Origin of the sequence: Paraburkholderia sp. JHI2823 (assembly GCF_038900695.1) — a bacterium.
GTDB classification, from domain to species: Bacteria; Pseudomonadota; Gammaproteobacteria; order Burkholderiales; family Burkholderiaceae; genus Paraburkholderia; species Paraburkholderia mimosarum.
Genome location: NZ_JAYMRY010000083.1, coordinates 1 through 8,546, shown reverse-complemented (window position 1 = coordinate 8,546; position 8,546 = coordinate 1). Strand labels below are relative to the sequence as shown.

Here is an 8,546-nt window from a genome sequence, read left to right as displayed (position 1 = left end):
CAGGTTCGTCAAGCTGACATTGCCCCGCTGTCGTGGCAGGCAATGCTCGATCCGTTGATATTGGGCTTCGGTGATTTCCATCACCGAAGTATACGATCAAACACAATTAGTGTGAACACGCCCTAGCGGCTCGGCTCAGGCAGCTGGCGCGATGTGCGTCGACCCGACTCGTCGCATTGACTGGTCACTGCCCCGTGACCGGCGCTCGTGGTGCGCCGGCCGGATTCGACAGTTATCTCCTGAAACCAGCGTCGCCCGAGGATCTGGCGGTAGCGTTGCGGCAGTAGTTCGAGAGGCTCGCAATTGTCCCCGCCGTGGGCATTTGCTTTATCATGCCAGTTATCCCAAATTGTCCTGGGAAGGATGAGAATGTCTATTCGCGGCAACCGCGTAGCCAGCGAGTTCAAATTCGGCCCCGACTCTCACAATAGTCGGGGCGACTTTAACTGCTTAACAGTTATCTCGGTGCGATAGCCGGCTTCAACCACTGCTTGCTTGGGAAGAAAGCCCTCGGGATGCTTTGGCCCCTCGAAATTCCGCGCGACGCGGACGCGGAGCGGCGACATTGGTGCGCAGTGGCATTTGCGGACCGTGCACTCGTCCTTGCTCAATGTTCCGGCTAGATTTCAATACGCACAAAGCCGTACTCGCCGCCATGCGAGACTAGCGGAAATATTCAGTGACTCCCGACTTCGATCCGCCAGCAGAAACGCTTACCTGAGAGGTGGAATCTGTGTGATAGCTGAATTCTCTCGCGCGGCACGGCGGAAGACACTGAATCTAATTGACGATCCGATGAAGCATAAGAACATGCTAGCGTCATGTTTTAGCGACAATAACAACCATTCGGTTAACCAAACGTTCGATCAAATCGAATTGCCAAGGGCGGCCACGCAATAGCCTTGAAATTCCTTGACGAGGGCGAAATCCCGCCACAATCCAGCCAGCATTCAACCGCTCTGCGTAGTGAACGATACTTTCGACCACTGTACCGTGATAAAGATAGCCGTTCGCCCTAATGCCTTCGCTTTTCAGGCGACAAAGCGCGTTGTCCAGTAACTGCGATGTATTGTTTAAATATGTTAAATAAGCAAGGTCGGTCACGATCCCAGTCGTCGATATGAGTGCAGTATAAATATCGGCAACGGCGAGCACGTGGATTTCACACCCTGCTCGCTGCCAGCACAACTCGGGAATGCGATTCAGAGCTTGCTGGCTTTCTTCCGATCCGTCGTAGTAAACAAGAATGCTTTGGTAGTCAGGCACTAGGAGTCCGTTAGACTTGTGGAGTTGATATTTCGAGAATCAGTTCTTTTGCTTCGTCGAAATCCGGCTTCCGATGCGAAGGGAGAAGGCAGCGGTACTAAGCCAGACTGTGGTAACCCACAATGACTTTCCGCCTTGGGAATTGTCTACCAGTAGACGCAGCACCTCGGGCTGCTTCAAATCCATGGTCAGTGATCTGCGCTTGATTATCCGTGTGACGCACGGTCGCCGGGGTCAGTCCAGTGTGGTCATTCTCGATGGACGCACGCTGCAGTCCTAGTGCTAGCGTGGTCCACGCACAGGCTGTGACTGGTGGAAGTTCAAGAAAGGCAGTAAGTGCCATATGGCCGTGCGTACATTTTGGCGCCCGCTGGAGAGCATGTGACGCTGGCCAGTGAAAAGGAGCGTACACGGGTTGGCGAACTGTGCGCGACAGGTCCAGCAGGCTACGGGGAAGACAGTGAAAATCGCGTTTGCTGACCAAAGCTACGTCGGCAAAGAGCCCGAAGAGGCCGCGCGAGATGAGGGCATCGAGCTTCAAGTGGTCAAATTGCCGGAGGCGAATGGAGGCTTTGTACTCTTGCCGCGTCGTTGGGTGGTAGAGCGCAGTTTCGGCTGCCTCAACCAAGAGACTACGAGCGTTTGCCAGAAACCTTGACTGGTTTGCATTTCGTCCTGTTCTCCCTGCTTTTTCTCTTCCACTTTGCAGCTCTTGACAGAGCTGCAAAGCGCCTTCTAAGCTGCCCGTTGGGTTATCTGCCGGAACACCATTCAGCAAGCCCGACGATTTTATGAAACCGTCTCTAAGCCTTTGAATAATGCCGTTCTGTACCATTAGAGGCCAGTTCAAACAGCCGACTGCGCTCGTTTGAGTATATTCCAGCACACGAGCGAGCAAGCGAATTTGAGGAATGCTTCGTGAATGTCGCTACGGCGATCGAAGCGAATGCGAAGCCGACGGAAATTGCGGAGCCACGAGTGAGTTCGTTCTACCACCCAGCGGAATTTCCCCAGGCCACTGCCATGTTCAGTTCGACGCCGCGCGATTACTGGCCTGATGCCACGATCTCGCAAGCGCCGGCGATGTGCGTCGGAGTCATAGCCGCGATCGCCGTAGATGACTTTTGGCTTGCGCAGTGGTCGGCCACGCGTGCCGCGAATCGGCGCGATGGCATCGACCAACGGCAGCAACTGAGTGACGTCGTTACGGTTTGCGCCGGTCAGAATCACGCTGACCGGTACCCCGTTGGCATCTACAAGGACGTGGTGCTTCGAACCAGGGCGCGCGCGATCCGTGGGGTTCGGCCCAGTTTTTCGCCCGCCCCAACGGCTCGTACCGACGATGAATCGACGGCAGCATATGAGAGGTCCAGTTGTCCGGATTCGCGCAACCTGTCGAGCAGCAATGCATGCAGCCTGTTCCAGACGCCTGCCTTCTGCCATGCGTCGAGACGACGCCAGCAGGTCGCCCCGGACCCAAACCCCAGTTCGGACGGCAAGTGGTTCCACCGTATCCCGGTGCGTAACACAAACAAGACGCCATTGAGCGCCGCCCGCTCTGACACACGGGGTCGTCCGCGGCGCTCGTTGTTTCGGCGTCTGGATTTCGGCAGTAGCGGTTCGATCAGTGCCCACAATTCGTCGTCAATGATCGGCGCTTGCATCCCCTCGGTCTCCGTTCTCTGGACGACTGAGGTTAACATCGCGCCGCGAAAGTTAACAGACCATCAAGGTTTTTTTGAACTGGCCACTTAGACTTCCGTGCCAGGACGCTGTGCATCCTCGCCCACGTCATCGTCGTCTCAGAATTCGACAAATGCACTAGTTTCTCGTGCAGTTCAGAAGCTGACGAGGGATCGACTATTCCGTTTTTGATCATCTGTGGCGCGAGGTCACTCAAGCTCATCGCGTAAAGCAATTTATCTTGGCGTGAATTGAGTAACGGGTGATGTAAGCGGCTATGTTCAATTTGCAAACCGAGATTCCTGATGACACTCTCCATACGGAAGGCTATATTGTAATCACGGCCGTTCACGGAAAAACAGGATCTTAATATTCTTATAAATTCATCGATCGCTTCGGACGGTGGAAAACAGAATGAACCGTCATGGATCACCGGTTCTTCGCATAGCAAATAGCCATCTGGGCAGACCGACTTCACCATCTCACGGATCGCGTGATCAGCATCCGCCACATGATGGAGCACCATCCGACAATAGACTAAATCATATAAATTATCCAGATGATCTAGGCAATTAATGTCGCCTTCGAAAAAGTTGACATTCTCGAAACCATTTTCTGTTACCAATTCGCGGGACGCATCTAGTTGGGCGGGACTGCTATCGATTGCCGTCACAGTTCCTTGAGGTCCAGCCGCGCGTGCCAGATGCAGTGTCATTGCGCCACTACCGCAGCCAACTTCAAGGATCTTCCTTCCGCGGAGTGTGCCGGCTCTGCTTATAAGGTCAACACTGGACTGTTCGTATAACCGGCTTTGGATGCCGAGTCTTAGTCTAGCACTGTCATCCGTTTTTATGATGTAACCCATTTTGCCTCCTTGAGACTCTTTCATTTCGATTGAGTGACGCGGCCTTCGCAACCCATACGCCCTCGTCTTCCTGGTGATGTACCTAGGGTCTTCGCGTTCCAAGGGCCGTATTGCGAAGCGCGACGCGGGTGCTGCAGATGCGATATTTGTGCCGCTTCCAGCGGCCCCAGCCAGCAGACTCTGCTCCTCTGGTGGCGGTTCATGTCGTTGGGGGGGCATCAGTCACAGGGCCATTGTCCAGCTGAAAAGGGTGGTCCCGATATGAAATTGCGCCACCTTTGATGGCTTCCATTAGGATCTCGCTGGCTTTGAAGTAACGTTCTGCTACCGCTCTCCCAAAGTAACCTGGCTCAATAGGAAGAGAGCCGAGACGAAGTTCCGGGTGCGCTGTGCGACGCTCGACTAGAACGGATTCGTCAATGCGTGGTAAGACGGTGCGCCAGAGGGTAAGCCTCGCTGTTGACAGGCTTCGGCTTGCATGACGCGGTCCGCTTGTTGTCCAATCGCGCAACTCATCGTCGTCCAAGATGCCTAAGGCCGACTTAGGCGGTAATGCGTCTCTCACTCAACTTTCTCCAATTTACATCGGGATACCGGCCTTGATTCAGGTGAATCAGAGTTTGCGGATGCGGTCGCCGTTCCTATCGCTGCGCTCCAGCCCGTAGACATCGCCCTCGAGGTCCCTCGCTTCTGCCAGCACTCCGGAGATAAGATCCATATCCTTGGCGGTCAAGCTGAGACCGGAAATGGCGACGTTCGAGGCCAGATGGGAGCGGTCGCGCGCGCCGATGATGACGGCCGCTACACCCGGTCGTTTGAGCATCGCAGCGCTGGCGACCGTGGCGATGTCGGTTCCGTGCCGGTCCGCGATCTGGCGGAGCATAGTCAGAAGGGCTTGGAATAGATCCCAGCCGCCGATGCCGTCGATAATTCGCTTGTATTTGGTCAGCGAACGATTCTCCAGCTCCCATGTCGGTTCCGGTGCGCCGAACCATCTGTCGCCGAGGAAGCCGCCAGCCACGGTCCCATAGCACAGGAGGGGGATACCGTACTCAACCGCCGCCGCAGCCATTCGCCGCGCTGGACGTCGGTCGAGAAGCGAATACTGCACCTGCATGCAGGTAAACGGCACTCCTGCATTCACGATCTCCAGCATATGGTAAGTGTCGAAATTGGTGCCGCCGATCTTGTCAATCTTGCCGGCGCGGCGAAGCTCATCGAGCCACAGCGCCGCCTCGATCCAACGTGGCTCTCGGTATTCCCACCAGTGGAGCTGTACGAGGTCGAGCCGCTCTTGGTTGAGGCGTTGCAGTGACTGGTCAATCACTCTCTCGACATAAGACTTGCTTATGCGCCGTAGTATGTCTAAATGCGGCACAAATTTGGTATGGACCTTGACTCGGTCGAGGGCCTGCTCCCCTCGCAGGTCGCGATAGCGCTTTCTGAAATGACCAATCAGCTCTTCGACTCCGGTATAGATGTCGGCACAGTCGAAAGTCGTTATTCCCGCATCGGCGAAGGCCACCATGTCCGCCACGGGATCTTCGCTTCGGGGTGTGCAGTGGTCACTCGCGAGTTGCCAGCCTCCGTGGATCACACGCGAAATCTCGTAGTTTGGGGCAAGCTGAATTCTCTGCATCGTTGTTGCGCCTTTTAACAGTCGTGGTGCGGTCTCGCTGTGCTTGCGAGGGGTAGCATTGCCGGTCGAATCGGACAACTAACCATATATAAAATAAACCGACCGATCTGCAGGTTGGTTGGTGCGCTTAGAATTCGCTGGGTATGACGATGCGGAAGGTTGATACGCAGGCCACTCCTAAAGCTTCCTGCCGTTTCCCGATGCGTTCTATGGCCATTTGTGCGACCTTGACGTTCATGCGACCCGCTCCAGCAGCATCCGACCAGCTTCCGCATAGTGCCGCTGGTGGACCATGGCGTGTTGCGCAGCCGCCTGAATATCGCGCAGCCGCCGCTGAAGTGGTGAAGATTCATACACTGCGACACCGCCGGCCAAGGTAAAGCAGGCATGCGCTGCGCGGGAACAGATCGTCGCAATCCAGATTCCAGTCTGTATGCCCTCGCTGTACAGCGCTTGGCTATTCAGCGTGTCGGCTAGGGCGTGCCGCCAGTGACTCTCCGCCTGGACCTGCATGGCCGCCCGCGCTGCACGCACATCTGCCTCAATTCGACCCAGCTCGACCTGGACCATCTCCGAGTCGCGCATACGAGCCGGCGCTCGAAGTTGTCGCCTGCCGCTTTGGGCGAGCTCGGCAACATCCGACAACGCGCCCTCGGCGATACCGACGCAGACCGCGCCAATAAGCACCGACTGGAGGTGCCGCCAAGCTTGATAAAGCGGTCCCGGTTCGCATGATGCCCCAGCCGGAAAGTCGAAAAAATTGGCCTCCGGTGCGATTACGTTCTGTAGGGCTATATGATGACTGCCGGTACCTCTGAGGCCAGAAGCGTGCCAGGTGTCTTCAATGTGCCAAGCCGAGGCTGGCAAGGCGACTACCCGGACCAACGGTGGTCCCGCATCCCCTGCCGGTCCGAGGAGTAGCCTTCCTCCTTCCGACATGACACAGAGACCCGCCATCCAGTCGGCGTTGCGGCAACAACTGGCGAACGGCCAACGGCCGCTGATCCGCCAACCACCTGGCACTCTCTCGGCGATGCCTCCAGGCGTGGATACACTAGCTATGATGATGTCCGGCTTCTCCTGGTACATCAGATCGTACGTCTGTCTCGGCAATCTAGGGCTTATAATGGCCGATGAAATGCCGATCATCGCGGTCCAGCCGACCGAGCCGTCGAGCCGAGCCAACGCGCGGATCACTTCCAGTCCCCAAGGTAAATCTAACTCTAATCCTCCACGGCTGCGTGGCACGAACATGCGGAACACCCCGATCGATCGCAATTTATCGATCAGGTCGGACGGCATGCATCGCTCGGCTTCGATTTCGGCTACACGCGCGAGAATGGCTGGAGCAAGTTTATGGATTGCGTCGAGGATCCGCTCGGCTGCGACAGACGAAGCCTCCGGGCCATCATGGCCAGAGGGGGCTTGAATTTCCGCGTGGTGCCCATTTTGCGCCGGACGATTGGACCCGTGCAAAGCATTATTTTGCTTCATAAATTTCAGCATGAGTCCGATTGATTAAATGAGCGAGCATTCCTTCTGCCTGTGACAGATTTAATGCGGCGGTGGTTTTTGCTGCGCCTTTCGTCACGATTGACCAGCATAACGCGGTTTTCGTGCTACTCGTCCCCCCTGGGCGGCTGCGGTCTATATGCTGTTGGTTCTGTAACAGACATCGAGCATTCACATCTCTGGCAAGCATGAATTGTAGCCGTGGGCGCGGGAGTGGGGGATTGTTGGGCCGGGCCATGGGTTTTCCTCATGTACGCTAGCGTGTTTGGGGTGCAAGGCCCGCGCAAACAGGTACTCGCGGTTAGGCCTCAAGTTGACGAATCTATTATCGTAACGTCGATGGAACTAACGCTTCCTACAGTTTCAGAAGTTTGCCTCGCGTTTAGGAGAGGTACAAGACAATTAACATCAAAAGAATTGAATTGGCATTCAGTCAGAGCAATGCCGAATTCGTTGCTTCGCCGAGGGGTGACCGCTCAAATATTCCAATTGGCGGTCCCGGGTTCACCGCTCGTGACCATCGTCTTATCCACATGGCATTGAGCCGTAGGCGTGGCACGACAATAGCGCACCAGGAAAGCAAAAAATAGGTGGCCGCGCAAAGTCGGACAGCGGGATAAGGCAGTATGACTTTCCGTGAGGCAGGGGGGCTGGCCTGGCGTGGCGAATCAAACGCGGGTTAGCATCGCTGCCAGAGCCGCACGGTGTGGACAGGGCCACACCCAGCGATTTCCACCACGGAGGCCAGCATGAAGAACGATAGCACGGTGTACGTTGGATTGGATGTGCATGTGCGACCTGAAAGTCGCTTGAGTTTCTGTTTCACTGGAGAAGGTATGACCTGATGAAACCGGTTGTTCCATCAACCGTTCCCTACCCGGACATGCCGAGCCGGTAACAGCTCGGTGTGAAGCTCTGGGGACAACGTAGCCACTGGGCAACCGGTACGCCGAACCGCGAGGAGAGGCGGAATCTGCCAGCACGAAGGCGGAGAGGAGCAAGGGATGGGCGGGTACGACCAACATATGTGAACTTCCGATAAACGTCGTCACCAGTAGCAAGCCAAACGTGCTGACAGGCTTGGACCAAAACGGTACGCGGTGTGGAGTGGTCCTCGTGTACTGGGCCACCATGGACGACAAGCCGCCGGCGAATAGGAAGGGTCCGCCCCGCTCGGAAATTCATGCGGAACAGGGTAAGCCCATCGCGCTGCCGGCAACGGCAGGCGAACCGCAAGGAACGCTGTTGGCGCGGTGGGTAGAGGAGCGCGGAGAAAGCGAACGCCCGGCTGTAATGGTCGGGATACGGGCTGAGACATTGCCCGACGCGAAAGCGGGCAGACTTCCGCGTGGTCATTCATGGCGAGATAACCTTGACCAATCGTTATATGAGGGAAAGCAGATGACGGCAGTGGATGCGAAAGCGCCTGACGCTGGTGCGCCCCTCGGGGGTTCTGTCGCGATAGCGATGGTAGATCGAATGAGTGAATGTACATAGGATTGCTTACATAGCCAGCAAGTAGAACTGCTCGGCAACCGTTCGGGCGACGCGATCGTCTTGCATTTGTCCCTTGCGGATCAT

The 8,546-nt window shown here is 56.2% G+C and carries 5 protein-coding genes and 1 pseudogene; 1 reads left to right on the top strand and 5 read right to left on the bottom strand.

Going from position 1 to position 8,546, the window contains the following annotated elements; genetic code table 11:
• Positions 1-819 precede the first annotated feature (819 nt).
• Positions 820-1,266, bottom strand: a complete 447-nt coding sequence (locus VSR34_RS36845; protein ID WP_342965056.1) for a universal stress protein — start codon at positions 1,264-1,266, stop codon at positions 820-822.
• Positions 1,267-1,387: 121 nt separating this feature from the next.
• On the opposite strand from VSR34_RS36845, the pseudogene VSR34_RS36840 reads away from it, so the two are divergent.
• A pseudogene (locus VSR34_RS36840) lies at positions 1,388-1,962 on the top strand (transposase); the annotation flags it as partial.
• A 150-nt stretch (positions 1,963-2,112) separates the two neighbouring features.
• On the opposite strand, the gene VSR34_RS36835 reads toward VSR34_RS36840, so the two are convergent.
• From VSR34_RS36835 to VSR34_RS36820, 4 genes are all read right to left on the bottom strand, one after another.
• Positions 2,113-2,930, bottom strand: a protein-coding gene (locus tag VSR34_RS36835) for an IS5 family transposase (protein ID WP_342965055.1) whose coding sequence is annotated in 2 segments (ribosomal slippage) — positions 2,113-2,582 and positions 2,582-2,930 — 819 coding nt in all. Because the reading frame shifts where the segments join, the coding sequence is not laid out codon by codon here.
• Positions 2,931-2,962: 32 nt separating this feature from the next.
• Complete coding sequence (locus VSR34_RS36830) at positions 2,963-3,814, bottom strand: methyltransferase domain-containing protein (RefSeq protein ID WP_342965054.1); 852 nt, start codon at positions 3,812-3,814, stop codon at positions 2,963-2,965.
• 613 nt (positions 3,815-4,427) lie between these two features.
• The gene (locus tag VSR34_RS36825) at positions 4,428-5,453 is read right to left on the bottom strand and encodes an aldo/keto reductase (protein WP_342965053.1); all 1,026 of its coding nucleotides are present in this window, start codon (positions 5,451-5,453) and stop codon (positions 4,428-4,430) included.
• A gap of 234 nt (positions 5,454-5,687) precedes the next feature.
• The gene (locus VSR34_RS36820; RefSeq protein ID WP_342965052.1) at positions 5,688-6,959 is read right to left on the bottom strand and encodes an acyl-CoA dehydrogenase family protein; all 1,272 of its coding nucleotides are present in this window, start codon (positions 6,957-6,959) and stop codon (positions 5,688-5,690) included.
• Positions 6,960-8,546: the final 1,587 nt, after the last annotated feature.